Raw genomic sequence first — 23099 nt, forward strand, 5'->3', positions numbered from 1 at the left:
GCGTGGGCCGCGGCTAGTGCAAGGACCAGCGCAACACGCCGTAGAGCACGGGGGCCGTCAGCACCAGGCTGTCCGCCCGGTCGAGTATGCCTCCGTGCCCAGGGATGAGATTGGAGAAGTCCTTGAGGCCCAGTGCGCGCTTGGCCGCCGAGAACATCAGGTCGCCCAGGAATCCAGCCAAGGACAGCAGCGCCCCCAGTGCCAGCAAAAAGGGCGCGGACGCCAGCTGCAGGTGCAGGCCCAAGGCCAGCGACACCAGCGCACTGACTAAGACACCGCCCACCAAACCGGCCCAGGTTTTGTTGGGGCTGATGGTCTTGGCAATCTTCTGCCGGCCCAGGCATTTGCCGCTGATGAACTGCGCCACGTCGTTGAGCGCGGTGACCGTAAACAGGTAGAAGAACCAGGCCCGGCGCACCGGCAGGTCCAGCGGCAGGCGGTCGAGCTGCAGCACAAACGCCAGCCCGGCACACAGCAGCACAAACAGCAGCCAGAGCAAGCGCAGGGGCCCAGGCCGCCACCACAGCAGCAGCGCCTGCACCAGCGCCAGGGCGGGCACCAGCGCTATTGCGCCCGGCACCTCTGCACCCAGCAACAACAGCTGCAGCGCCAGCACGGAGGCACAGGCCCACTGGAAGTGCCGGGGTGCCGTGGGGTGATGCAAGGCCAGCTCACGCCAGGCCAGCACTGCAATCAAGACCACCAGCAAGCCGGGGCCCCAGGGGTACAGCACCCAGGCCACGCTGAACACCGGAAAGATGCGCCACCAGGCATTGACCTGCAAACGCAGCGTGCCCGTAGGCGACGCGCGGCCCAGCCAGGTGACCGTGGCAGAGGCCGCACCCAGCACGAGGTACAGCACCAGCATGGCGGACACCGTGGCCCTGTCGAAAACCAGTCCCTGAAACACACCTTCTCCCTGAAGACAGCTAGCAGGGCTAGAGTGTACGGAGTCGGCTGACAACGTTTGCAAGCCCGCCGTTCGCTCGCTGGGGTGGTGGTGCCACACCGCATAGTCACACCCCAGTTGCTACGATTTATATAGCTGCTTGCGCATTATTCACGTGGGCTAGGGGCTTGTTTGGCTTATAAACCGCAGCCGCGCAGGATCAACGACACCACATGCTCGGTGGCACGCTCAAAGTCTTTGGGGGTGAGGACATCCTGCTCCAGCACGGCGCAGATCTGCACGTCAAAGTCGGCATAGGTTTGCGTGGCGGCCCAGATGGTGAAGAACAAATGGACGCCATCCACCGGGGCCATGCGCTTGGCGTCGACCCACGCCTGCACCACGGCAGCTTTTTCCAGCAACAGGGTGCGCAGTTCGGTGGCCAGCAGGCTTTTCACCACGGGGGCGCCATGCAGCAGTTCGTTGGCCCAGACTTTGGAGCCGTCAGGCCGCTGGGCGGAGAGCTGCATCTTGTCGCGAATGTATTGGGACAGCGCGGTCTTGGGATCTGCATCGACCGTAATGCCATGCGTGGGCACCAGCCAGTCATTCAGGATGCGGGCCAGCACTTCGCGGTACAGCACCTCTTTGGAGCCAAAGTAGTAATGCAGGTTGGCCTTGGGCAGGCCACTGGCCTCGGCCATGGCGGCCATGGTGGCGCCACCGAAGCCGGCACGCGCAAACACCTTCTCGGCCGCAGAAAGTATCAGGGCCTCATTCGCTTGGCGAATGAGGCCCTTGGGAGCATCGGCAACGTTTGTCATGTCGCCGATTATTCAATCACTTTTGCGCAGCGTCATAGATGGCGTGCGAATACGCAGCCTTGCCCGGGTCTTTCTTGATGACAGGGTCGCTGCCACCGGCCAGCAACACCTTGACGGTGCGCTCGTAGGCGGCAGGTTCCAGGTAACCAATCTTCTTGGTACCTGCGTTGGTGATCAGCTTGGCCACATTTTCCATCTGGCGCTTTTGCACCTTCAGGCTGGCGCTGCCGGAGGTGTCCGCAGCCACCACGGCCTTGGCGGCACCTTCAGGGTCTTTCACTGCAGCGTCCCAGCCCTTGAGCGTGGCCTTCAGGAACTTGCCCATCTTGGCGACAAAAGCCGGATCCTTCAGGTTGTCTTCCAACACATACAGGCCATCTTCCAGCGTGGCCACGCCTTCTTTTTCATAGAAGAAAGTGACCAGGTCTTTCTCCTTGACCCCTGCGTCCACCACTTGCCAATACTCGTTGTAGATCATGGTGGAGATACAGGCAGCCTGGTTTTGCAGCAGCGGGTCGACGTTGAAGCCTTGCTTCAGGATCTTGATGTCGGTGTCGGTCTTCAGGCCGAGCTTGCCCATCCAGTTGAGGAAGGGGTACTCATTGCCACCGTACCAGACGCCCAAGGTCTTGCCCTTGAAGTCTTTGGGGCTGGCCACGCCGCTGGACTTCTTGCAAGTCAGCATCAGGCCGGACTGGTTGAACACCTGGGCCACGTTCACCAAAGGCACACCGGCTTCGCGCGCGGCCAGGGCCGAAGGCATCCAGTCCACCACGATGTCGGCCTGCTTGCCGGCGATCACTTGCGTAGGCGCAATATCAGGGCCACCGGGCTTGATGGTCACGTCCAGGCCGGCATCCTTGTAGAAGCCCTTGGCCGCAGCCACGTAGTAGCCGGCAAACTGGGCTTGCGGCACCCACTTGAGCTGCACAGTCACCTTGTCGGCAGCTTGTGCGGCAAAGCCGGCAGCGGCCAGCGCCAGAACCAGCAGGCTCTTGGCGCATTGGGAAGAACGAATCATGGAAAGCTCCTTCTACGGGTTAATGGAAAAACGCAACACAGACCAAGCGCGGGCTCACCCTTCGCGCACTGAGGGATGCCAGAACGCCGCGCGGCGCTCCAGCTGTACAAGCAAGGCGTAGGCCACCGAACCGGTCACCGCCGCCACCACAATCGCGCCCCAGACCAGCGGCATGTTCATGCGCGCGGCCTCGGTGCTGATGCGAAAACCCAGGCCCGAGGTGGGCGAACCAAAAAACTCGGCGACGATGGCGCCAATGAGGGCCAGCGTGGCATTCACCTTGAGCGCGCCAAAGATGAAAGGGAGTGCTGCCGGCAGGCGCAGCGCCAGCAGCGTGCGCGGGTAGCTGGCGGCGTAGCTGTACATGAGCTCGCGCTCCAGCTTGCCTGCGGCTTGCAGGCCCGCCAGCGTGGACACCAGCATGGGGAAGAAGGTCATGAGCACCACCACGGCCGCCTTGGACGGCCACTCGAAACCAAACCACATGACCGCGATGGGCGCCACGCCGACCAGCGGAATGGCACTGGTGAGCGAGGCCACGGGCAGCAGACCGCGCTGCAGAAACGGCATGCGGTCAATCGCCACGGCCACGGCAAAGCCCAGGCCGCAGCCCAACGCCCAACCGATCAGCACGGCCTTGCCCACCGTCTGCACAAAGTCGCCCCAGAGCTTGGGCGCGTGCTCGCCAATCGACCCGATCACCAGACTGGGCGCGGGGAGCAATACGCGCGGGACATCCAGCGCACGCACCAGGATTTCCCAGAACACCACCACCCAGACGCCAAACAGCGCGGCCGTAGCCATGCCCACCCAGCGGCTGCCGTTGACTGCCGCCATGCGGTACACGCTGTAGCCCGCGGCGAGCGCCAGCAGCAACATGCCGGGCCAGAACCAAGCGGTATTGCTCATACGCCCCCCCGGCTGCGCAGCACCAGACGTTCCACACCGGCCACGATGCCGGTCAGTGCCAGCCCCAACAACGCCGACATAACGAGGGCCGACCAGATTTGCACGGTCTGCCCGTAGTACGACCCCGTGAGCAATCGTGCACCCAGGCCTGCCTGTGCGCCCGTGGGTAACTCAGCCACCATGGCGCCCACCAGGCCCGCCGCCACACCCACGCGCAGCGCAGGGAACAGGAAAGGCAAGGCCGCAGGCAAGCGCAGCAGCCACAGCGACTGCCAGCGTGATGCGGCGTAGGTGTGCATCATCTCGGTCTCAATCTTCTGCGGCGAACGCAGGCCCTGCACCATGGCCACCGTGACCGGGAAGAAGCACAGGTACATGGCAATGAAGGCCTTGGGCGCTGTGCCCGAGAAGCCCAGGCTGCCCAGCACCACCAGCACGATGGGCGCGATGGCCAGCACCGGCACGGTTTGCGAGGCGACGATCCAGGGCAACAGCGCCTTGTCCAGCGTGCGGCTGTGCACGATGAGCACCGACAGCAACAAGCCCAACGCCGTACCCATCACAAAGCCCAGCAGCGTGGATTGGCCGGTAACGATGACGTGGTAAATCAGGTTGCGCGGCGAGTCCACGGGCCACTCGGTCAGGCTTTCATAAAAGTCCATGGCTACCTGGTGGGGAGCGGGCATCAGCGGGCGCTCCATGGTCATGGTGGCCTCGAACAATTCCATCTGCGTGTAGCCAGCCTCTTCGTCCAGCACACGCTCTATGGCGCCCGGCGCGTTCAGGGCCCAGGCCGCGCCATACCAGGCCAGCACCACGGCCAGCAGCACCACTGCGACGGGCAGCCAGTCGTGCACGGCGCGCTGGGTCAGGGTTTTAGTGGTGGCCATCGGCTAAGGCTTCACGGACTTCATGGGCCAGTGCGACAAATTCCGGCGTGTCACGCAGGCCCAGATGGCGTTCTGCAGGCAAGGTCGAATCGATCACCTTGACGATGCGCCCGGGACGGGGCGACATGACCACAATCTTGGTGGACAGGTAAACCGCCTCGGCAATGCTGTGCGTGACAAATACCACGGTGCGGCGCTCTCGCTGCCAGAGCTGCTGCAGCTGCTCGTTGAGCCGGTCGCGCGTGATTTCATCCAGCGCGCCAAAGGGCTCGTCCATCATCAGAATCTTGGGCTCGAACGACAACGCGCGCGCAATCGACACGCGCTGCTGCATGCCACCCGAGAGCTGCCAGGGGTACTTGCCCTCAAAGCCCTTGAGGCCTACGCGCTCCAGATGCTCCATGGCGATGCGTTTGGCGTCTGCCTTGCCTTTGCCCTGGATCTGCAGGGGCAGCGTCACGTTGGCCATCACCGTGCGCCAGGGGAACAGGGCTGGCGCCTGGAACACATAGCCATAGGCGCGCGCCAAGCGGGCGTCGTGGGGACTCACGCCGTTGACCAGCACCTCGCCCGCGCTGATGTGCTCCAGATCGGCGATCACGCGCATCAGCGTGGTCTTGCCACAGCCGCTGGGGCCGATCAGCGAGACAAATTCGCCTTCGTGGATATCGAAGCAGATGTCGCTCAGCGCATGGACAGGGGTGTCGGCCGTTTGGTAGACCACGCTGGCATTGCGCACCTCCACGGCCTTGCGTCCGGGTGTGCCCGTGGGTGGAGGGGCCAGTTGCCCGTTCAATGCTTCGGAATGGTTCATGGACGCTCAGTGCTAGGGTCATGGCCGCACCAAAACAGGTCACAGCCACCGATTCATCGCTCACAACCTAACCAATTGGTCAAGTTATAGGTCGATACTAGCCAGTTCCGTGCCAGTCACACCACTGGGGTTTGTACGGGGACGGCGATGCTCACCCGCCCGCGCTGCGGGCCAGGAAGGTGGCCACCTCAGCAGCGGAACGCACGCCCAGCTTGGCATAGACGCGCGCGCGGTAAACCTCGACCGAACGCACGGACACATTCAATTCGTCGGCAATCACCTTGTTGAGTTTGCCCGCAGCCACACGCTCCATGACATCATGCTCGCGGGGCGTCAGTTCAGATAACTTGGCGCCGCGCATATCACCCTCGGCCAAATGCATGGACCGGGTGACGTCAGCCGCCATGGCGTCCCGCACCCGCCGGACCAGTGCCGCGTCGCCCGCAGGTTTCTCCACAAAGTCAAACGCCCCTTTCTTGAGCGCCTCCACCGCCATGGGAATGTCGCCATGGCCTGTAAGAAAAATAACCGGTACGCGGATACCGCGGGCAACCAGGGCATCGTGCACCTGCAGACCCGAAATGGGCTCCATGCGCACATCCAACAAGATGCACCCCTGCAGCGGCACCCCGTCGGACAGGCTGTCCAGAAACGCCTGGCCATCGGCATAACTGCAGACCGGCAGCTCGTGTGACACGAAAAGAAACTCCAGGGCGTCGCGCACGGACGCCTCGTCATCGACCAGGTGCACGGCAATCTGGGACACGGGCAAAGTCATATCGGCATTTCCTCTTCGGCTTCCAATGCGGCGGGGTCGTACACGGGCAGGGTGAATGAAAAACGCGCCCCACCCAGCGGGCTCATGCCTGCCGCCATGCCGCCATGGTGTATTTCGATGATGGAGCGGCAGATGGCCAGCCCCATGCCCATGCCGTCTGCCTTGGTGGAATAGAAAGGCGTGGTGAGCTGCTCGATGCTGCGTCCATCCAGGCCAGGGCCGTTGTCATCAATGTCAATGCGCACAAACTGCGGCCCGGCAGCGCTCAGCGCAATCCCGATGCGTTTGTCTGCGGCATTGCCACGCATGGCATCTGCGGCGTTGCGGATCAGATTGATCAGCACCTGCTCCATCAAGATGGGGTCGGCATACACCGCAGGCATGGCGGCGGTCTCTGCCCATTGAATCTGCACCTGGCTGCGCTGCAGGTCGCGCTGCAGCAACTCTGCGGCCCGCTTGGCGATGCCCAAAAGATCGCAGCGCTCGCGCTGCGGCGCGCGGCGCGTCAGAAATTCGCGAATCCTTTGTACGATGCGCCCCGCTTCCGCCGCCTGCTCGCCCTGCTTCTGCAGGGCCTGCAACACGGCCACGTTGTCATAGCCTGCCCGTGCCAGCATGCGCTGCACGCCGGCGTTGTACCCGGCGACTGCGGTAAGCGGCTGGTTCAGCTGGTGGGCCAAGGTGGAGGCCACCTCTCCCAGCGTCGTCAGGCGGGACTGGTAGGACATGGCTTCCGCCTGGTGCCGTTCGCGCTCTTCGAGCTGCTTGCGTGCCGAGATGTCGATGATGGAGCCCATCCAACCGATCTGCTGACCGTCCGGATGGATGAGCGGGGATTCAAACACCATCACATTCAGCGTATGGCCATCCTGGTGGCGCCACTGCGCTTCGTACCCGTCCCGGGGCGCATGTCCGGCCAGGTTGCGGCGGTTGCGCAACATGACCTCTTCAATCGCCTCGGGAGGCCAGTAGGGCATGGGAGGGGTCAGGCCCACCAAACGCTCCGCGGGCAACCCCACCATATCGCAAAACGTCCGATTGACATAGAGAATGCGCCCTTGGGCGTCACGTGCGCGCAAGCCCACCAATGCGGAGTCTTCCATGGCCGCGCGCCACGCGGCCTGTGTGCGCCAGGCTGCTTCTGCAAGAGAGACTTGCCGCATCTGCCGGCGTAAAAGTGCGGTGGCCACGAACACCAGCATCAAGAACCCGGCGATCAGCACGGCAGGAACCGCACGCAAGAACGGCCGGGGCAACTCGCGCAAGGTGAGTTCCAGGAACACGCCGGGCATGTTGCCCCCCACCAGCACTTTGTAGCTCTCTTGCTGAGGACGGCTGGGACGTACTGTCGTATCGTCCAGTGACGCGATCACCTGCTCGGAGCCGTCAATGAGTTGCACCTCGTATTTGCGCGCCATCCACCAGGGTGTCCCGCGACGCAACAGCAGCGTGGGGGAATACCGCACGACCAATTTCTCAGACCCGACAACGGCCACCAAGTGGCCGGACATGCCCGTGCTGTCCACGATTTCGCCCGCGTTGTTCACCAATTCTGGCAAGCGCTCGGGCACGCTCGCCACGATGCGGTTGTTTGCATCCAGCCAGGTAATACCCAGCCACAGGCTGCGCAGCCCTTGCGCCACATCCGCATTGGCGGCCAGTCCCACGGCGTCGTGCGGTTGCAGGCTCGGCAGTTGCCGGGCCAGATTCTGCAAGTGCCCCATTTCCACGTCTACGCGGGCTCGCAGCTGCGCCTCGGTGCTGAGCGCGTCGGCAATCAGATTGTTGTAGCGCTCGCGCTCTTCCTCCTTGTCCGAGCGGTACGCCCACAGCAAAACACCGCCGACAAATACCAGCGAAGCAACCAAGGGGACGGCCCACAACTGTCGGCGCACGCGCGCCCAGCCCGAGGCATCAAGCGGACGTGGGGGAACGGGGAAAACGACGTTTTGCATGTTTGGGCAGTCTAATTCTCAGGGTTAACCCTCGAATTGGAGGTGCTGGATGGCAGAAATGTGGAAGTCCACAATTGTTCCGGGGACTTGGACTGCAGACACTCGGGACTTCCATTCATATCCCGGAGACATCACCATGAAATTCGTTGCACGCCGCACCCTGGTTCAGGCCGCCATTTTTGCCGCCGCCGCAGTGACCGGTGTCTCAGCTCTGGCCCAGGCACCCATCATCATCAAGTTCAGCCACGTGGTGGCCCCCGACACCCCCAAGGGCAAGGGCGCACAACGCTTCAAGGAACTGGCCGAGCAGCGCACCAATGGCCGGGTGAAGGTTGAGATCTACCCCAACAGCCAGCTCTACAAGGACAAGGAAGAGCTGGAAGCCCTGCAGCTCGGTTCCGTGCAGATGCTGGCCCCCTCATTGGCCAAGTTCGGCCCCTTGGGCATCAAGGAATTTGAGGTGTTTGACCTGCCCTTCCTGTTCAAGGATGACGCTGCCTTCCGCGGCATCACTGAAGGCCCGCTGGGCGCCGAACTCTTCAAGAAGCTGGAGCCCAAGGGCATCACTGGCCTGGCCTACTGGGACAACGGCTTTCACCAGATGAGCGCCAACAAGCCGCTGCACAACGTTGCCGACTTCAAGGGCATGAAGATGCGCATCCAGTCGTCCAAGGTATTGGACGCACAAATGCGCGCACTCGGCGCCATTCCGCAGGTGATGGCCTTCAGCGAGCTGTACCAGGCACTGCAGTCTGGCGTGGTGGACGGCACCGAGGGTGTGTTCTCCAACTTCTACACCCAGAAGACCTATGAAGTGCAAAAACACACCACCATCTCCAACCACGGCCATCTGGCCTATGCCGTGATCGTGAACAAGCAATTCTGGGAAGGATTGCCCGCTGACATCCGCACGACGCTGACCGGCGCGATAAAGGATGCCACCACCTACGCTAACGCCATTGCCGCAACGGAGAACGCGCAAGCCCTGGAAAAGATCAAGGCTAGCGGCAAGACGACCATCTACACACTCAGCCCCGCAGAAACGGTTGAATGGAAGAAGGCCGTCATGCCCGTGCACAAAGAGATGGAGTCCCGCGTAGGCAAGGCCACCATTGAAGCGGCCTACAAGGCCACCGGCTTTGTGGCCCCGAAGTAACGCGAAGACTGGCTGGAGTTTTTCGTGATGAATCGCATACTTAACCACCTGGAGGAATGGCTCATTACCTTCCTCATCGGTGCAGCCACGCTGGTCATCTTCATGGCTGTGCTGCACCGCTTTTTGTCAGGCATTCCCGTTCTGCAGGACTACGCCATACGCATGGACGTGAGCTGGGCACAGGAACTGTGCATCTACATGTTCGTGTGGATGGCCAAGTTTGGCGCCGCCTACGGCGTGCGCAACGGCACCCACGTGGGTGTGGACGTACTGGTCCGCAAACTGAAGCCAGAGACGGCCAAATACCTGGTGATCTTCAGCCTGCTTGCAGGCGCCGTTTTTACCGGCACCGTGGGCTCCCTGGGCGCCCGCTTTGTCTGGGGCAATGGCTTTCACTACGCCTTCTACCACTTCATGGGCTGGGATCTCGCCAACCTGTTTGAAGGACCCACCTCCCCGGATCTGGAAATTCCCACCTGGATCGCCTACGCCTGCGTCCCATTGGGCTCCTATCTGATGTGCTTCCGCTTCCTTCAGGTGGCCTGGGTCTTCGTCAAGACCGGTGAAGTGCCCCACGCCAGCCACCATGTGGCTGGTGTTGACGATGAAGAAACCACACCCGCCATGGCCGGAGGTGCCGCGCAATGAACACGCTCATCATCTTTACCCTGCTGGTGCTGCTGATGCTCACCGGCATGCCCATCTCCATCTCCCTGGGCCTCACGGTTCTGACCTTTCTGTTCACGCTGACCGACGTGCCCGTGGAATCCGTGGCTCTGAAGCTGTTCACCGGCATCGAGAAGTTCGAGATCATGGCGATCCCATTCTTCATTCTTGCGGGCAACTTCCTCACACATGGGGGGGTGGCCAAACGAATGATTAACTTCTGCACCAGCATGATTGGCCACTGGTATGGTGGCATGGGCTTGGCAGGTGTGCTGGCCTGTGCGCTATTTGCAGCCATTTCGGGTTCTTCCGTGGCAACGGTGGTGGCCGTAGGTTCCATCATGCTGCCCGCCATGGTGAAGCAGGGTTACCCCAAGCAGTTCGGTGCAGGGGTCATTACCACCTCGGGAGCCTTGGGCATCCTGTTCCCGCCGTCCATTAACCTGGTGATGTACTCCATTGCAACCGCGGGCATGAACGGCGTGGGTCCCAATGGGGAACCTGTGGGTTCGGCTTCGGTGGGGCAACTCTTCATCGCCGGTATCGTGCCGGGGCTGTGCCTTTCCTTCTTGTTGGGCCTGACCACCTGGTGGCGTGCCAAGAAGTTCGACTACCCCCGCATGCCCAAGGCTACCTGGGGCGAGCGCTACAAGGCATTCCGTGAAAGCATGTGGGGCCTGCTGCTCATCGTAGTGGTCATCGGCGGCATCTACAGCGGCAAGTTCACGCCCACCGAGGCTGCTGCCATGGCGGCCGTGTATGCCTTTGTGATTGCGGTGTTCGTCTACAAGGATCTCAAGCTACGTGACGTCCCCAAGTCGCTGCTCGGCGCAGCGGCCATGAGCTCCATGCTGCTCTACATCGTGACCAATGCGGTGCTGTTCTCCTTCCTGATGACCTCCGAGCAGATCCCGCAAACCATGGCAACCTGGATGAGCAGTCAGGGCTTTGGCCTGGTTGCCTTCCTGCTGCTGGTCAATTTCATCCTGCTGGCCGCCGGCAACTTCATGGACCCTGCAGCCATCGTGCTGATCATGGCGCCCATTCTGTTTCCGGTGGCGGTCAAGATGGGGGTGCACCCGGTGCATTTCGGCATCCTGATGGCGGTCAACATGGAAGTGGGACTGTGCCACCCGCCGGTGGGACTGAACCTTTATGTCTCGTCCGGGATCACCAAGATGGGTATCACCGAGCTGACAGTCGCTGTGTGGCCGTGGCTGCTGACCATGATCGGCTTCCTGCTGGTGGTGACCTTCTGGCCCGGCTTGACCTTGTGGATGCCACGCCTGCTGGGCATGGTGACCTGACGTCTGGCCACACCATGACTTTGCTGCGCCCCGCATTGCTCGGACTGTGCCTGGCAGCCAGTAGCTGGGCCGCTTGCTCACAAATCCGCATTGGCCAGACCGTAGGGGTCACCGGTGCGGTGGCCGCCACGGTGAAAGAGTCCAACACTGGCGCCCAGCTTTACCTGGATGCGGTCAACGCCAAAGGCGGCGTGGGGGGCGAGAAAATCGAGCTCATCACGCTGGATGACAAGTTCGACCCCAAGCTGACCGCGGTCAATGCGCGCGAGCTGATTGAACAGCGCCAGGTACTGGCGCTGTTCATGACCCGAGGCACGCCGCACACCGAAGGCATCATCCCCATCCTCGACGAGTATGGTGTGCCACTGCTGGCACCCTCTACCGGTGCCATGGTGCTGCACACGCCGGTCAAGAAGCATGTGTTCAACGTGCGCGCCACCTACCAGCGCGAAGCCGAGCGGGCCATCGCCCACCTGGCGGCTGTGGGCGTGACGCGCATTGCCGTGGTGCATGTGGATGACAGCTTTGGCGCCGACGGGCTGGAGGGTGCGCAAAAAGGCTTGGCGGCGGCCAAACTCACGGCCGCCAGCGTGGCCAAATTCGACCGCAGCAAGCCCGATTTCACTCAGATCGCACCCGCCATGGCCAAGCTGGCGCCGCAGGCCATCATGGTGATTGGCTCCGGCACCGCCGTGGTGGATGGCATCAAGGCCCTGAAAGAGGCGGGCAGCGGTGCGCAGTTTGTGACGCTGTCCAACAACGCCTCCAGCGGCTTCGTCAAGTTGCTGGGGGACAACGCGCGCGGCGTGATCGTGAGCCAGGTGCTCCCCCAGTCGCTGAACTACGCGCTGGTGCAAGAGGCCGCGCAACTGGCCAAAGCCCACGACATTCTGGAAATGAGCCCTGCCATGCTGGAGGGCTATGCCTCCGCCAAGGTGCTGGTGGAGGCGCTGCGCCGTGCCAGCCCCAAACCCACCCGCGAGAAGCTGCAGGCGGCGCTGGAGACCATGGGCAAGTTCGACCTGGGCGGCCTGACGCTGAACTTCAGCCCCACCGACCACACCGGGCTGGACTTTGCTGACCTGTCCATCATCTCAGCGTCAGGCAAGTTCCGTCGCTGAATGCGGCGGGCGGTGCGGGTGACCTAGCGGTAGAACGCCTCGACCCGGCCTTTGAGCTTGATCAGCAGCGGCCGGCCCTTGCGGTCCACCGTCTTGCCCGCGGGCACCTTGACCCAGCCCTCGCTGATGCAATATTCCTCCACATCCATGCGCTCCTTGTCATTGAAGCGGATGCCGATGTCATGCTCAAACACCGCCGCCACGTGGTGCGGGCTGCGCGGGTCAATGGACAGGTGGTCGGGCAAATCGGGGCGGGGAGAGGTATCGGTCATAGCAAGCTTTTTCGGGAAACCGCGAATCTATACCAATTTCCACTCCCCGGGTGCCGGGTAGGCGCAGTCCTGGGTCAGAACTTGTAGCCAATGCCCACGGACAGCACGTTTTCCTTCAAGCTGCTGGTCGTACCCGTGGAGAAGCTCACATCGTTGAACTGGTTGAGGTCATAGCCCGCTTGCCAGTACATGTTCTTGTCCAGCATCTGGCGCACACCCAGGCCATAGCCCACGCCCTGCACGTTCGCGGTGCTGCTGCCGTCGTTCGATGCAGCGGCGCCGTAAATCGATGAGAGCTTGCCGTAGAGCTGGAAGTTATTGGCCAGCGCCACCGTGGGAATGATGTCGAGCGAGTAGCGGTTGTTGATGGATGCTGCGGCGCCGCTGGCGTAGGTTCCAGCCTGGTGATTGCCCGAGCTGTAGGACGCGCCCAGCCCCACTGCGAAGTTGGGTGCCAGTGCCCAGTCGTAACGCGCCTGCAGGCCCAGGGAGCTGCTCTGCCCGGTGTCAGAGGTTCCGTCGGTGGCCGCGGCCGAGCCCTTGTTGAACTCGGCCGTGGTGCTGACGCTAAAGCCCGACAAATCGGCCGTAGGGCCGGCTGCAAAGGCCGAGGAGGCCGCCAGCGAGCCCAGTACGAAGGTGGTCAGGAAAAGTTTTTTCATGTGAAGGTTCCAAGTGAAGGAGCCTTCATGGTGGCGGCCGGGTGTAAAGCCCGGTTGATGATTTGGCAAAAGTCCGTAAACGCCCGCCCCATGCTTGCAACCAGTTGTATCCGCCTTGCCGCCCGGATGACAGCGCTACGCCGTGCAGATGTTTATAGTGAACAGCATCCCAACCACCGAACGATGAATTTCATGCGCATTTGGCAAAAACCCGCTTCCGTCGAGATCCTGACCCGCATGAGCGAGAACACAGCGGTATCGCACCTGGGCATTGAGTTCCTGGAAGTGGGCCACGACTTTCTGGTGGGGCGCGTGCCCGTGGACCCGCGCACCCACCAACCGTTTGGCCTGCTGCACGGTGGTGTGTCTGTGGTGCTGGCAGAAACACTGGGCTCCTGCGGCGCCAACTTTGCCGCGCCCGAGGGCCACAGCGCCGTGGGGCTAGACATCAACGCCAACCACCTGAAGGGCGTGAAGAGCGGCTGGGTCACCGGCGTGGCGCGCCCGGTCCACCTGGGCCGCACCACGCACGTCTGGCAGATTGACATGCGCAACGAGGCGGGCGAGTTGAACTGTGTCTCGCGCATCACCATGGCGATTTTGGCGCCGCGCTAGGCGACGCATCGGCATGGACCCACTGCCCCTGCTTTTGCAGCGCCGCCACTGGCTGTTGGCTGCGGCCAGCGCCTTGGGTGGCGTCAGCCACGCACAGGACTCAGACGCCGTAAAGGTGGCCGTGCCCAACGACGTGGCCTCCGACTACGGTCTGTTTTTGCGGGGCCGCGATGTGCGGGGCCTGCGCTATTTCGGCGGTCGGTATGCCCGGCGTGATGTGGCGGAGCTGGCCTTGCTGCTGCGTGAAATCCGCCGTGCCCTGCCCCACAGCGCCGTGGAGCTGGAGCGCATTGACAGCTACCAGCGTGCACTGGTGGAGCTGCGCGCAGGACGTGTCACCGTATTGGGCACCACCGTGTGGAATGCCGACCTCCAAGCCCTGGGCAGCCAGGTTCTGCCCTCCCCCGCACTGATTGCGGATGGCGACTTTGTGGTGGAATTGTTTACGGCCATGGGCAACCAGGCGGCACTTTCGGCGCACAGCCTGACGGCACTGCGGGCTTTGCGGTTTGTGTCCAACAGCGATTGGAGCGCCGACTGGAACACGCTGCAGACGCTCGGGGTGCACAACCTCATGGATGTGAAAACCTGGCGGCAAATGGTACTGGCGGTAGACCGGGGCCGGGCCGATGTGCTGCTGGCACCGTTTCCCGCCACGCCACACCTGACACTGGAGTTCGAGGGCCTGAACCTGGTGCCACTACGCAACCGCGCCCTGGCCTTGCTGGGCGCGCGCCACCTGGCGACGGCCAACACCCCGGCCGGCCAGGCCCTGGCAGACAAGGTGTTCCCCGCGCTGACCCAACTTGTTGCCAGCGGTGCGGTGCGCAAAGCCTACGAAGAATGCGGCTTTTACAACCCGCGCACCAGCAGCTGGCCGGTAATCAACAAGCCCATCAGGCCCTAGCCCCCGTCTGCATTGAGCAGGTAGCTACTAAATCAGTAGCAAATTGCGTCAACCCTGCGGAACACCAAGTCTCTGGCCAGCCCAGGGCGGGCCCGCGAACGTAGTCGCTAAGCGCCGTCGGGGCTGCGCCGTGGTGCTTGCAGGGCCTGCGCCAGCTGCTCTTTGTCCGGCAGCCCCTCGCTGTCCCCCACAAACTGCACCACGCGTGCGCCAATCGCATTGCCACGCAACGCGGCGTCCTCCAGACTCTGGCCATCCAGCAGCGCGCTGAGCACGCCTACGGCAAAGCCGTCGCCCGCTCCCACGGTGTCCACCACACGCGGCACCAGAAAACCTGGCACCGTGGCACGCCCTGCGGCGCTGGCCACGTAGGCGCCCTGCGGCCCGAGCTTGATGACGACCTGTTTGGCCCCCTGGTCTAGGTACCAGCTGGCGATGCCTTGCGCGGTGTTCTGACCGGTCAACAACTGGCCTTCGGAAAGTCCCGGCATCACCAGGTCGGCCTGCGCCGCCCAGGTGTTGAGCCCGCTCACCATGGCGCTGGGCGAGGCCCATAGTCTGGGGCGCAGATTCGGGTCAAACGATACGGCCGCACCCGCAGCCCGTGCCTGCTGCACCAAAGTCTGTACCAGCGCGCGCACGCTGTCGGACAACGCTACGCTGATGCCCGTGAGGTGCAACCAGCGCACGCCCTGCAGCCCCTCAGTCGGCGCGTCGTTCGGCCCCAAATGGCTGGCGGCGGAGCCCTTGCGGAAGTAGGCGATCTGCGGGTCTTGCCCCTCGGGCTCGCAGGACTTGAGCATGAGGCCCGTGGGGTGCTGGGCGTCCACCTTCACGTGGCGGCGGTCTATGCCTTCGCGGTCCAGCGCAGCCAGCAGGTAGTCGCCCAAGGGGTCTTGCCCCACGCGGCTGATGTAGCCCACGCGCCAGCCCAGTCGGGCCAGTCCCGTGGCCACATTGAGTTCGGCGCCCGCACTGGTGCGGCTGAAATGCTCCACCGCCGCCAGCGGCCCCGGCGTTTGCGCCACCAGCAAGGCCATGGCCTCGCCCACGGTCACGACATGCGGCGCGCTCACATCACGGCCCCGAGCTGCCAGGGCACAAACTCGTTGTCACCTAGGCCATTGCTCTCGCTGCAAGTGGGCTGGCCGGAGGCCGTGGCCAGCATCAGTTCGAACAGCTGTTGCCCGGCCTGCGCAATGGTCTGCGTGCCTTCGACCACGGTGCCGGCGTCAAAGTCCATGTCCAGCCGCATGCGTTCAAACAGCGCGGTATGCGTGGCCAGCTTGAGCGAGGGCGTGGGCTTGCACCCGTAGGTGGAGCCACGCCCGGTGGTGAAGCAGATGAGGTTGGCGCCGCCCGCCACCTGGCCGGTGGCGGACACCGGGTCGTAGCCCGGCGTGTCCATGAACACCAGGCCCTGCGCGCGCACGGGCTGGGCGTATTCGTACACGGCCATGAGCCCGGTGCTACCGGCCTTGGCCACGGCGCCCAGTGATTTTTCGAGAATGGTGGTGATGCCGCCGGCCTTGTTGCCGGGCGAGGGGTTGTTGTTCATGTCGGCATTGTGGGTGCGGGTGTAGCCCTCCCACCACTGTAGCCGCGCCATGAGCTGGTCGGCCACGGCCTGCGAGGCCGCGCGCGCCGTCAGCAGGTGTTCGGCGCCATAGATCTCCGGCGTTTCCGAGAGAATGGCGGTACCACCCGTGCGCACCAGCAAGTCCACCGCCGCGCCCAGCACGGGGTTGGCGCTGATGCCCGAATAACCGTCCGAGCCGCCGCACTGCAGGCCCACGGTCAGGTGCCGGGCACTCACCGGCTCACGCGTGGCGCGGTTGGCGATGGGCAGCATCTGCTCCAGCGCGGCAATGCCAGCGGCGATCGCCTCGCGCGTGCCGCCCGCGTCCTGAATCTTCAGCGTGGCAAACAGGCCGGGCGCCCGCTCGGGCAGGCCCTGCACCAGGCCCGCCACCTGGTTCACCTCGCAGCCCAGCCCCATGACCAGCACGCCGGCAAAGTTGGGCTGGTCCGCGTAACCGCGCAGCGTGCGGCGCAGCACGTCCATGCTCTCGCCGCTGCCGGCCATGCCGCAGCCCTGGCCGTGGGTGATGGCGACCACGCCATCCACATTCGGGAAGGCGCGCAACAGCTCGGGCGTGAAATGCTGGGCGATGCGCTGGCACACCGTGGCCGAGCAGTTGACGCTGGAGACGATGCCCAGGTAGTTTCGCGTGGCCACACGCCCGTCGGCGCGCACGATGCCCTGAAACGTGGCGGCCGTGCTGCTGGGCACCACAGGCTGGTAGGCGCTGCCCGCGCCGTGCTCGGCGGTGGAAGCCACCATGGCCACGTTGTGCACATGCACATGCTCGCCCTCCGCGATGTCGCGTGTGGCCAAGCCAATGGTCTGACCGTATTTCAGCACCCGGGCGCCACTGGCAAGGGGCTGCAGGGCCAGTTTGTGGCCCGCCGGGATTTTGTCGCGCACCAGCACGGCACCGCCCCCATACTCCACGCGCTGGCCGGATTCCAGCGGGCTGCGGGCCACGCCCACGTTGTCGATGTCACTGAGCCGGATCAGCAAGGGGATGGAGGTAGACATAGAAGCCTCAGATGGCAAAATTGGTAAGGCCAGTGTATCAAACCTCGAATTGGCCTGACCTTTTAATCCCATCTGGCCGGAACAGGCCTGGCGGTCGCGTAAACTGCTTCCACGCGGAGGACCCATGCTGGACCAACTCAAACAGGTCGACAACCGTCGGCTGTACCAACAAATCGCCGACCAGATTCGCGCCTTCATTGACAAGGGCAACTACACCGCCGGCATGCGCCTGCCCCCTGAGCGGGACCTGGCCCAACAGCTGGGCGTGTCACGCCCGTCGGTGCGCGAAGCCCTGATTGCGCTGGAAATAGAAGGCAGCGTGGAAGTGCGCATGGGCGCCGGGGTGTACGTGTGCAACCAGACCCAACGCAAGCCCCAAGCCCTGGCCACCATGGGTGAAAGCCCAATCGAACTGATGCAGGCCCGCGCCGCCATCGAAGGCACCGTCATCCTGCAGGCCTGTGCCAGAGCCACGCCCGAGGCGTTGCTGGCGCTACGCCAGATCCTGGACAACATGCTGGCGGCCATGGCGCAGAACCGGTCCCCGCTGGCCTTTGACCGCCAGTTTCACCAAACCATTGCCGCCATGACTGGCAATGCTGTGTTGGAGCGGCTGGTTGGCGAGCTGTTTGACGAGCGCCACAGCCCCATTGCCACCCGGCTCAGCGCCCATTCCGAGTCCAGCCAGACCTGGGCCACCGCGCTGCAGGAGCACGAGGCCATCTTGCGCGCCCTCGAGAACCGCGACGTGCTGGCTGCACAGACTGCCCTGCGCATGCACCTGCAGGCCTCGGAGCAGCGCTGGGTGGAAAACAACCGACGCGAATGGTCCTGACCTAACCACCCCACCTCATTGGTCAGGCCTGTGCCATTGCATGGGCTTTTTTTACGTCTTTTGGCGCCAATTTTTGCCCAAAACCAAGGGTAAACACCAATACTCACACCTCTTCTGGTAAGGCCAAATACGCCGCATTCTGTCAAGTGGCCTTACCAATTTACAGGCCACGGACTACCCAAGAGGAGTTCGCATTGCTGTCATCCACGTCCACCCCCAGCCGTCCCAGCGCACCCAGCCCTGCTGAGGCGGCTGGCGTGCTGCTGCGCCTGGAAGGTATTACCAAGCGGTTCCCTGGGGTGCTGGCGCTGGACGGTGTGAGTTTTGAGGTGCGACGTGGTGAGGTGCACGCAGTGTGCGGCGAAAACGGCGCTGGCAAGTCCACCCTGATGAAGGTGATCAGCGGCCAGTACCAGCCCGATGCCGGTGCCCTGCACTACCGCGGCGAGGTCTGCCAGTTCCAGTCCACCGCCGAGTCCGAGGCCGTGGGCATTGCCATCATCCACCAGGAGCTGAACCTGGTGCCCCACCTGACGGTGGCAGAAAACATCTTCCTGGCACGCGAGCCGCGCAAGGGCTGGCTCATTGACCGCACCGCCCTGCGCCGCCAGGCCCAGCAATGCCTGGACCGGTTGGGGCCGGACATTGCCCCCGGTGCGCTGGTCAAAACGCTGTCGGTGGCGCAGCAGCAGATGGTGGAGATTGCCAAGGCGCTGTCCCTCAACGCCCAGGTTCTCATCATGGACGAGCCCACCTCGTCGCTGACCGAATCGGAAACCGAGAAGCTGTTTGCCATCATCCACGAGCTCAAGCGTGCCGGCGTGGGCATTGTCTACATCTCCCACCGGCTGGACGAACTGGCCCTCATCGTGGACCGCGTGACGGTCTTGCGCGACGGACGCTACGTGAGCACCGAGCGCCTGGCCGACACCAGCGTGGAGCAGATCGTGGCCAAGATGGTGGGGCGTTCGCTGGACGATGTGTTTCCCAAGCGCACCTCCGCGCCCACCCCGGACGTGCTCATGCGCGTGCAGGGCCTGACGCGCCAAGGCGTGTTCCACGACGTGAACTTTGAACTGCGCCGTGGCGAGATTCTGGGCTTCGCAGGGCTCATGGGCGCGGGCCGCACCGAGGTAGCGCGGGCCATTTTTGGCGCCGACCCCATCGACGCCGGCGAGGTGTTTCTGGGCGAGGAACGCCTGCACATCCGCTCCCCGCGCGATGCCGTGCGCCACGGCCTGGCCTACCTGTCGGAGGACCGCAAGCACGACGGACTGGCATTGAAGATGACGGTGGCACAGAACATCACGCTGGCCCATATGGAAGCCGTGTCCAACCGTGCCGGCATGATCCAGTTTGCCAAGGAGCAGGATGCCGCACGCCACTACATCGGCGCACTCGACATCCGCACTCCCAGCAGCAGCCAGATCGTGCGCCTGCTCTCGGGTGGCAACCAGCAGAAGCTGGTCATCAGCAAATGGCTGTTCCGGGAATCACGCATCCTGTTCTTCGACGAACCCACGCGCGGCATTGACGTGGGCGCCAAGTATGCGATCTACCAGCTGCTGGACCAACTCGCCGGCCAGGGCATTGGCGTTGTGATGATCAGCTCCGAGCTGCCTGAAATCATGGGCATGACCGACCGCGTTGCGGTCTTCGATGAAGGCCGCCTGGTCACCATCCGCTCCACCCGCGAGACCACCCAGGAAGAAGTCATGCACTACGCCTCCGGCCGCAGCGTGCCCTCTGCCAGCTGAGCCCACCAAGCCCTCTTCCCACGAACCACACCATGACCGAACAACAAAAAGACCTGTTTCAAAAATTTGCGGCACTGGCCAGCCTGCTGGGGCTTGTCGCCATCTTCTCGTTCACCAGCAACGCCTTCTTCAGCGTGGGCAACGGCATGACCGTGGCACTCCAGGTCACCTCCATTGCCTACCTGGGCATCGCGGCGACCTGCGTCATCATCACTGGTGGCATCGACCTCTCGGTGGGTGCCATCCTGGCACTCGCCGGTGTGGTGGCCGCCATGCTGGTCAAGGCTGGGGCGCCCGTGCCCGTGGGCATGTTTGCAGGCCTGCTGGTGGGCGGCCTGTGCGGGCTCATCAACGGCCTGTGTGTGACTGTGCTCAAGCTGCCGCCCTTCATCGCCACCCTGGGGATGATGCTGGTGGCGCGCGGCGTGGCCTTGCAACTGACCGATGCGCGCGCCATTGGCGGGCTGGGCGACAGCTTTGCAGAACTGGGCAACGGGGCGTTGTGGCGCATCGTCAACATCGGTGCAGACGGCTTCCCCGATGTGGTGTTTGTCGGCATTCCCTACCCCGTGGTGCTCATGGTGGTGCTGGCGCTGGCCGCCTCCATCCTGCTCAACCGCGCCACGCTGGGGCGCCATCTGTATGCCATCGGCTCCAACCTCGAAGCCGCCCGGCTCTCGGGCGTGAACGTCAAGGGCGTGACGCTGTTTGCCTATGTACTGTCCGGCCTGCTGGCCGGGCTGACCGGCTGCGTGTTGATGTCCCGCCTGGTGACCGCCCAGCCCAGTGAAGGCCTGATGTACGAACTCGATGCCATTGCCGCTGCGGTGATCGGTGGCACCTCGCTCACGGGCGGCGTGGGCACGGTGTCGGGCACCGTCATCGGCGCATTCGTGATCGGCATCCTGCGCAACGGTTTGAACATGAGCGGCGTGTCCGCCTTCACCCAACAGATTCTGATTGGCGTCGTCATCCTGCTGGCCGTATGGATCGACCAGATGCGCCATCGCAAGTGATCCCTACCGGCAGGGCTTACCGGGACTTCGAGAGACAACCTCCATAACCACCCACCCATGAGGAAAGAAATGAAAAAATTTGTCCACACCCTGATCGCATCCGCCCTGGTGGCTGCGACGTCGATGGCCATGGCCGCCGACAAAGAAATCGCCGTCATTGTGAAGACCGCCAACTCGGACTTCTGGCAAAACGTGAAGAAGGGCTCCGACGCCGCCGTGGCCGGACTCAAGGGCTACACCGCCACCTTCCAGGGCGCAGCCTCTGATACTGACCTGGCCGGGCAAGTGTCCCTGGTCGAGAACGCCGTGAACCGCAAGGTCGCCGGCATCGTGCTGGCTCCGTCGGACCCCGATGCGCTGATCCCCGCCATGAAAAAGGCTTGGGAAGCCAAGATCCCCGTCGTGCTGATTGACTCCGCAGCGTCCGACTCCGGCAAGGCCTACTACCAGTCCTTCCTGGCCACCGACAACAAGGCCGCTGGCGAAATGTCGGCCAAGACCTTGATCGACAAGATCGGCACCACCGGCAAGATTGCCATCATGTCCTACACCGCCGGTTCGGGCTCCGAAATCGGCCGCGTGGGCGGCTTCACCGACTACATCAAGAAGCACTCCAAGCTGCAGATCGTTGGTCCCTTCTATTCCAACTCGCAGATGGGCACGGCCCTGAACCAGACCACCGACGTGCTGGCCGCCAACCCTGACCTCAAAGGCATCTTCGGCGCCAACGAGCCGACCGCCATCGGCATGGGTCGCGCCTTGGCCCAAGCCGGCAAGGCCGGCAAAGTGGTCGCCATTGGTTTCGACGGCAACTCCGACCTGCAAGGCTTTGTGAAGGACGGCACCATCGAAGCCATTGCCGTGCAAAGCGCATTCGAGATGGGCAACCTGGGCGTGAAGACCGTGGCGGAAATCGTGGCCGGCAAGAAAGTGCCCGCCTTCCGCGACACTGGCGTGCTGATGGTCAACAAAAAGAACATCGACAGCCCCGCCGCCAAGAACGTTCTCTACTAACCTCTACCAACCCAAGGACACCTCCGGCACTGGATGCCGGGGGATGGGCATATGCACACCACGGATTCCAAAACCCTTCCCCGCGTAGACCTGCGGCTTACCGCCCTGGGCCTGGGCTGCTCACAGATGGGCGGCCTGTACCGGGCCACCAGCGCCCGCGAGGTGGAGGATGTCTTTGCCAGCGCCTGGGCCGCCGGCGTGCGCTACTTTGACACGGCGCCCTACTACGGCTACACCCGGTCGGAACACCGCCTGGGTGCCCAACTGGCCGAATGCGCGCGCGATGAGTTCGTGGTCAGCACCAAAGTGGGCCGACTGCTGCGTCCCGATGCCAGTGTGGCGCCGGGAGATGGCGGCTGGGCCAACCCATATCCCTTCCGCCCGCACTACGACTACAGCTACAGCGGTGTGATGCGCTCCTTCGAGGACAGCCAGCAGCGCCTGGGGCTGGCGCACATTGACATCCTCTACGTGCACGACATTGGCCGTGACACGCATGGCGACCAGCACGCCACCTACTGGCAACAGCTGACCACGGGCGGCGGCTTCCGCGCGCTGGACGAACTGCGCAGCGCCGGCGTCACCAAGGCCGTGGGCCTGGGCGTGAACGAATGGCAGGTGGTCATGAACAGCATGCAGGAGTTCGACCTGGACTGCACCATGCTGGCCGGACGCTACACCCTGCTGGAGCAGGAGAGCCTGCGCCCCTGCCTGGAGGAATGCCTGCGCCGTGGCAACGCCATCGTAGCCGCCGGTCCGTTCAATTCCGGCATCCTGGCCGGCAACACCAAATTCAACTACGCCGAGGCTCCGCCAGACGTGGTGGCGCGCGTGCACGCCCTCACCCAGGTGTGCAGCGAATTCGGTGTGCCCCTGCAGGCGGCGGCACTGCAGTTCCCGCTGGCCCACCCCGCCGTGGTGAGCTGCGTGACCGGCACCCGCACGGCCGCGCAGCTCCAGCAAAACGTGACCTGGCTGGAAACACCGATTCCCGCCACACTGTGGCAGACCCTGCGTGACCGGGGCCTGTTGCATGCGGAAGCGCCGGTGCCAGCCTGAGCACAGCGACATGCCTATAGACACCCACTC

The 23099-nt window shown here is 63.6% G+C and carries 23 protein-coding genes; 11 read left to right on the forward strand and 12 right to left on the reverse strand.

The window, feature by feature from the left end:
* Positions 1–13: 13 nt before the first annotated feature.
* The 8 genes from AC07OE_RS14010 to AC07OE_RS14045 all read right to left on the reverse strand — a co-directional run bounded on the left by AC07OE_RS14010 (position 14) and on the right by AC07OE_RS14045 (position 8080).
* Positions 14–910, reverse strand: a complete 897-nt coding sequence (locus AC07OE_RS14010) for a phosphatidate cytidylyltransferase (RefSeq protein ID WP_495071182.1) — start codon at positions 908–910, stop codon at positions 14–16.
* 176 nt (positions 911–1086) lie between these two features.
* The gene (locus AC07OE_RS14015; RefSeq protein WP_495071183.1) at positions 1087–1713 is read right to left on the reverse strand and encodes a TetR/AcrR family transcriptional regulator; all 627 of its coding nucleotides are present in this window, start codon (positions 1711–1713) and stop codon (positions 1087–1089) included.
* A 16-nt stretch (positions 1714–1729) separates the two neighbouring features.
* Positions 1730–2734, reverse strand: a complete 1005-nt coding sequence (locus tag AC07OE_RS14020; RefSeq protein WP_495071184.1) for an ABC transporter substrate-binding protein — start codon at positions 2732–2734, stop codon at positions 1730–1732.
* Between the two features lie 54 nt (positions 2735–2788).
* Positions 2789–3643, reverse strand: a complete 855-nt coding sequence (locus tag AC07OE_RS14025) for an ABC transporter permease (protein ID WP_495071185.1) — start codon at positions 3641–3643, stop codon at positions 2789–2791.
* Positions 3640–4533 carry an ABC transporter permease gene (locus AC07OE_RS14030; protein ID WP_495071186.1) on the reverse strand — a complete coding sequence of 298 codons (894 nt, stop codon included), beginning with the start codon at positions 4531–4533 and terminating at the stop codon, positions 3640–3642. The genes AC07OE_RS14025 and AC07OE_RS14030 overlap by 4 nt, the downstream gene beginning before the upstream one ends.
* The gene (locus AC07OE_RS14035; protein WP_495071187.1) at positions 4520–5347 is read right to left on the reverse strand and encodes an ABC transporter ATP-binding protein; all 828 of its coding nucleotides are present in this window, start codon (positions 5345–5347) and stop codon (positions 4520–4522) included. The genes AC07OE_RS14030 and AC07OE_RS14035 overlap by 14 nt, the downstream gene beginning before the upstream one ends.
* Before the next feature lie 151 nt (positions 5348–5498).
* On the reverse strand, positions 5499–6125 hold the full coding sequence (locus AC07OE_RS14040) for a response regulator transcription factor (protein WP_495071188.1): 627 nt from the start codon (positions 6123–6125) through the stop codon (positions 5499–5501).
* The gene (locus tag AC07OE_RS14045; RefSeq protein ID WP_495071189.1) at positions 6122–8080 is read right to left on the reverse strand and encodes a two-component system sensor histidine kinase NtrB; all 1959 of its coding nucleotides are present in this window, start codon (positions 8078–8080) and stop codon (positions 6122–6124) included. Before AC07OE_RS14045 ends, AC07OE_RS14040 begins: the two co-directional genes overlap by 4 nt.
* A 136-nt stretch (positions 8081–8216) precedes the next feature.
* Between AC07OE_RS14045 and AC07OE_RS14050 the strand changes: the two genes are divergently transcribed.
* The 4 genes from AC07OE_RS14050 to AC07OE_RS14065 are packed head-to-tail and all read left to right on the forward strand — an operon-like array spanning position 8217 to position 12330.
* Positions 8217–9236: a TRAP transporter substrate-binding protein gene (locus AC07OE_RS14050; protein ID WP_495071190.1), complete on the forward strand. Its 1020-nt coding sequence runs from the start codon at positions 8217–8219 to the stop codon at positions 9234–9236.
* 27 nt (positions 9237–9263) lie between these two features.
* The gene (locus AC07OE_RS14055) at positions 9264–9884 is read left to right on the forward strand and encodes a TRAP transporter small permease (RefSeq protein ID WP_495071191.1); all 621 of its coding nucleotides are present in this window, start codon (positions 9264–9266) and stop codon (positions 9882–9884) included.
* A complete protein-coding gene (locus AC07OE_RS14060) occupies positions 9881–11209 on the forward strand; it encodes a TRAP transporter large permease (RefSeq protein ID WP_495071192.1) in 1329 nt (442 codons plus the stop codon). The genes AC07OE_RS14055 and AC07OE_RS14060 overlap by 4 nt, the downstream gene beginning before the upstream one ends.
* A gap of 14 nt (positions 11210–11223) precedes the next feature.
* Positions 11224–12330, forward strand: a complete 1107-nt coding sequence (locus tag AC07OE_RS14065; protein WP_495071193.1) for an ABC transporter substrate-binding protein — start codon at positions 11224–11226, stop codon at positions 12328–12330.
* A 23-nt stretch (positions 12331–12353) separates the two neighbouring features.
* Here AC07OE_RS14065 and AC07OE_RS14070 read toward each other — a convergent pair whose 3' ends face one another.
* Together AC07OE_RS14070 and AC07OE_RS14075 are read right to left on the reverse strand one after the other, a co-directional pair.
* Positions 12354–12602: a DUF3297 family protein gene (locus AC07OE_RS14070; RefSeq protein ID WP_495071194.1), complete on the reverse strand. Its 249-nt coding sequence runs from the start codon at positions 12600–12602 to the stop codon at positions 12354–12356.
* A 74-nt stretch (positions 12603–12676) separates the two neighbouring features.
* Positions 12677–13264 (reverse strand): outer membrane protein, encoded by a 588-nt coding sequence (locus AC07OE_RS14075; RefSeq protein ID WP_495071195.1) that lies wholly within the window; start codon positions 13262–13264, stop codon positions 12677–12679.
* A gap of 192 nt (positions 13265–13456) precedes the next feature.
* On the opposite strand from AC07OE_RS14075, the gene AC07OE_RS14080 reads away from it, so the two are divergent.
* Both AC07OE_RS14080 and AC07OE_RS14085 read left to right on the forward strand, forming a co-directional pair.
* A complete protein-coding gene (locus AC07OE_RS14080) occupies positions 13457–13879 on the forward strand; it encodes a hotdog fold thioesterase (RefSeq protein ID WP_495071196.1) in 423 nt (140 codons plus the stop codon).
* Between the two features lie 13 nt (positions 13880–13892).
* Positions 13893–14786: a hypothetical protein gene (locus tag AC07OE_RS14085; protein WP_495071197.1), complete on the forward strand. Its 894-nt coding sequence runs from the start codon at positions 13893–13895 to the stop codon at positions 14784–14786.
* A gap of 107 nt (positions 14787–14893) precedes the next feature.
* Here the strand turns inward: AC07OE_RS14085 and AC07OE_RS14090 are convergent, their stop codons facing one another.
* On the reverse strand, positions 14894–15862 hold the full coding sequence (locus AC07OE_RS14090) for a sugar kinase (protein WP_495071198.1): 969 nt from the start codon (positions 15860–15862) through the stop codon (positions 14894–14896).
* Positions 15859–17388, reverse strand: a complete 1530-nt coding sequence (locus AC07OE_RS14095; RefSeq protein WP_495071199.1) for a UxaA family hydrolase — start codon at positions 17386–17388, stop codon at positions 15859–15861. The genes AC07OE_RS14090 and AC07OE_RS14095 overlap by 4 nt, the downstream gene beginning before the upstream one ends.
* Before the next feature lie 124 nt (positions 17389–17512).
* Between AC07OE_RS14095 and AC07OE_RS14100 the strand changes: the two genes are divergently transcribed.
* The 5 genes from AC07OE_RS14100 to AC07OE_RS14120 all read left to right on the forward strand — a co-directional run bounded on the left by AC07OE_RS14100 (position 17513) and on the right by AC07OE_RS14120 (position 23069).
* Complete coding sequence (locus tag AC07OE_RS14100) at positions 17513–18223, forward strand: FadR/GntR family transcriptional regulator (protein WP_495071200.1); 711 nt, start codon at positions 17513–17515, stop codon at positions 18221–18223.
* 194 nt (positions 18224–18417) lie between these two features.
* Positions 18418–19980 (forward strand): sugar ABC transporter ATP-binding protein, encoded by a 1563-nt coding sequence (locus AC07OE_RS14105; protein ID WP_495071201.1) that lies wholly within the window; start codon positions 18418–18420, stop codon positions 19978–19980.
* A 32-nt stretch (positions 19981–20012) separates the two neighbouring features.
* Positions 20013–20996, forward strand: coding sequence for an ABC transporter permease (locus AC07OE_RS14110; RefSeq protein ID WP_495071202.1), 984 nt, complete (start codon positions 20013–20015; stop codon positions 20994–20996).
* A 69-nt stretch (positions 20997–21065) separates the two neighbouring features.
* Complete coding sequence (locus tag AC07OE_RS14115) at positions 21066–22010, forward strand: ABC transporter substrate-binding protein (RefSeq protein ID WP_495071203.1); 945 nt, start codon at positions 21066–21068, stop codon at positions 22008–22010.
* Positions 22011–22061: 51 nt separating this feature from the next.
* Positions 22062–23069: an aldo/keto reductase gene (locus tag AC07OE_RS14120; protein WP_495071204.1), complete on the forward strand. Its 1008-nt coding sequence runs from the start codon at positions 22062–22064 to the stop codon at positions 23067–23069.
* Positions 23070–23099 lie beyond the last annotated feature (30 nt).

This window comes from Rhodoferax sp. GW821-FHT09E07 (assembly GCF_059416145.1).

Coding starts and splice junctions, on each gene's coding strand:
- AC07OE_RS14015 (WP_495071183.1), bottom strand. CDS start 1,713: ATGACAAACGTTGCCGATGCTCCCAAGGGCCTCATTCGCCAAGCGAAT.
- AC07OE_RS14020 (WP_495071184.1), bottom strand. CDS start 2,734: ATGATTCGTTCTTCCCAATGCGCCAAGAGCCTGCTGGTTCTGGCGCTG.
- AC07OE_RS14025 (WP_495071185.1), bottom strand. CDS start 3,643: ATGAGCAATACCGCTTGGTTCTGGCCCGGCATGTTGCTGCTGGCGCTC.
- AC07OE_RS14030 (WP_495071186.1), bottom strand. CDS start 4,533: ATGGCCACCACTAAAACCCTGACCCAGCGCGCCGTGCACGACTGGCTG.
- AC07OE_RS14035 (WP_495071187.1), bottom strand. CDS start 5,347: ATGAACCATTCCGAAGCATTGAACGGGCAACTGGCCCCTCCACCCACG.
- AC07OE_RS14040 (WP_495071188.1), bottom strand. CDS start 6,125: ATGACTTTGCCCGTGTCCCAGATTGCCGTGCACCTGGTCGATGACGAG.
- AC07OE_RS14045 (WP_495071189.1), bottom strand. CDS start 8,080: ATGCAAAACGTCGTTTTCCCCGTTCCCCCACGTCCGCTTGATGCCTCG.
- AC07OE_RS14050 (WP_495071190.1), top strand. CDS start 8,217: ATGAAATTCGTTGCACGCCGCACCCTGGTTCAGGCCGCCATTTTTGCC.
- AC07OE_RS14055 (WP_495071191.1), top strand. CDS start 9,264: ATGAATCGCATACTTAACCACCTGGAGGAATGGCTCATTACCTTCCTC.
- AC07OE_RS14060 (WP_495071192.1), top strand. CDS start 9,881: ATGAACACGCTCATCATCTTTACCCTGCTGGTGCTGCTGATGCTCACC.
- AC07OE_RS14065 (WP_495071193.1), top strand. CDS start 11,224: ATGACTTTGCTGCGCCCCGCATTGCTCGGACTGTGCCTGGCAGCCAGT.
- AC07OE_RS14070 (WP_495071194.1), bottom strand. CDS start 12,602: ATGACCGATACCTCTCCCCGCCCCGATTTGCCCGACCACCTGTCCATT.
- AC07OE_RS14075 (WP_495071195.1), bottom strand. CDS start 13,264: ATGAAAAAACTTTTCCTGACCACCTTCGTACTGGGCTCGCTGGCGGCC.
- AC07OE_RS14080 (WP_495071196.1), top strand. CDS start 13,457: ATGCGCATTTGGCAAAAACCCGCTTCCGTCGAGATCCTGACCCGCATG.
- AC07OE_RS14085 (WP_495071197.1), top strand. CDS start 13,893: ATGGACCCACTGCCCCTGCTTTTGCAGCGCCGCCACTGGCTGTTGGCT.
- AC07OE_RS14095 (WP_495071199.1), bottom strand. CDS start 17,388: ATGTCTACCTCCATCCCCTTGCTGATCCGGCTCAGTGACATCGACAAC.
- AC07OE_RS14100 (WP_495071200.1), top strand. CDS start 17,513: ATGCTGGACCAACTCAAACAGGTCGACAACCGTCGGCTGTACCAACAA.
- AC07OE_RS14110 (WP_495071202.1), top strand. CDS start 20,013: ATGACCGAACAACAAAAAGACCTGTTTCAAAAATTTGCGGCACTGGCC.
- AC07OE_RS14115 (WP_495071203.1), top strand. CDS start 21,066: ATGAAAAAATTTGTCCACACCCTGATCGCATCCGCCCTGGTGGCTGCG.
- AC07OE_RS14120 (WP_495071204.1), top strand. CDS start 22,062: ATGCACACCACGGATTCCAAAACCCTTCCCCGCGTAGACCTGCGGCTT.